The 1409-nt window shown below is 42.9% G+C and carries 1 protein-coding gene; it reads right to left on the bottom strand.

Annotation, left to right across the window (positions count from 1 at the left end):
- Nucleotides 1–132: 132 nt before the first annotated feature.
- Nucleotides 133–1338 (bottom strand): IS256 family transposase, encoded by a 1206-nt coding sequence (locus GC096_RS16865; RefSeq protein WP_171631768.1) that lies wholly within the window; start codon nucleotides 1336–1338, stop codon nucleotides 133–135.
- Nucleotides 1339–1409 lie beyond the last annotated feature (71 nt).

Here is a 1409-nt window from a genome sequence, read left to right as displayed (position 1 = left end):
TAAGGTAGGATTATCCATCGGGACGATGGATAATGAAATTCTTTAAAGTCTCCAATAATAGTTTATTGAATTTTCAGTCTTTTAAAAATGGTTCTGGGGCGAAGCTCAAGCGAAGGCGCGGGAGCTGGATTTTTATTCCATATTTTTATCGGACGTAGAAGGATAACGATCTTCAAACATCTCTCTGAGTTTTTCTTGTACAGCCGCATCTCCAAAACCACGAATCACACGGGTACTCCACTTCTCATTATAAGTCAGCACTTCGAGGTAAACGATCTTCTCAGCAGCATCCATATTGGTTAGACTATTCATTGGCCGAAGACGTTTTCTTATCTCTTTGTTGGTTCGTTCGATTGGATTTGATGTGTAAATCGCACTCTTTATGAGCGCTGGATATTTGTAAAAAGTGAGTAGTGTTGGCAATTGTTCTTTCCATGAATCCAGTTCTTTCGGGTATTTTTTCCCCCACTTTGCTTGAATGGTATCAAATGCTGCGTAAGCCAAATCCCGATCCAAAGCATTGTAAATGGTTTTAAGGTCACCTATGAATTCTGTCTTATCTTGGACGCGAATTTTTGGGAAGGTACTTCGCACTTTATGTACAATACAGTGTTGCACGTCCGCTTGCGGGTAGACGTCTTTGAAGGCATCTTCTAGTCCTGGGAGACCGTCAAATACACCTAGCAGCACTTCTTCGGCGCCGCGACGATACAAGTCTTTTAGGACATCTCGCCAGCCATTTGAGCTTTCTTTTCCACCAATGTAAAACCCGAGGATCTCACGATACCCTTGCTCGTTAATGCCCATTGCCAAGTAGATAACTTCACTGTCTACCGTACTTCGCTTTAATTTAACGTATAATCCATCGAGGTAAATGACCGAATAACGCTTTTCAAGCGGGCGCTTTTGCCACCTGTCAACGTCTTCAAGAACGGTTCCAGTGATATTACTAACTGTGGTTGGCGAGTATTGAGCACCGAACATGCTTTCAATAAATCCTGACACCTCTCTCGTGCTCATACCGCCTTTGTACATGCGAATAACAGCCTCTTCAAGCCAGCCTTCGCGGCGTTGGTAGGGCTCGAACAACTGAGTTTGGAAGTCGTTATTGCGATCCCTAGGGACCGTGAGATCATCGATACGACCATACCTTGTATCTAGCGTTCTTTCATAGTAACCATTGCGATAATTTTTCTTTTCGTCGGGCTGTTGTTCAGTTTGAAGCACATTTTTAATTTCTTCTTTCATGATGAATTCCAGCTTGTCTTTGAGGAAGTTCCTCACTAAATTTTCCAGTAGATCTGAGAGTCCTGCTTCGTGTAAAGTAGAAGTTGTCATGAGTAGGGTCCTTTCTTGGTGCTGTAGTAATCCCGAGAATACCCTACTTTTTTGTTGTCAAGGAAGACTCC

Source organism: Paenibacillus plantarum, assembly GCF_013141695.1.
Lineage (GTDB): Bacteria > Bacillota > Bacilli > Paenibacillales > NBRC-103111 > Paenibacillus_E > Paenibacillus_E plantarum.
Note: the sequence above shows the minus strand (reverse complement) of the source record. Positions and strands in the feature narration are given on the sequence as shown.

Bases quoted from the DNA above. Each gene is read 5' to 3' on its own strand.
- GC096_RS16865 (WP_171631768.1), bottom strand. From the start codon at position 1,338: ATGACAACTTCTACTTTACACGAAGCAGGACTCTCAGATCTACTGGAA.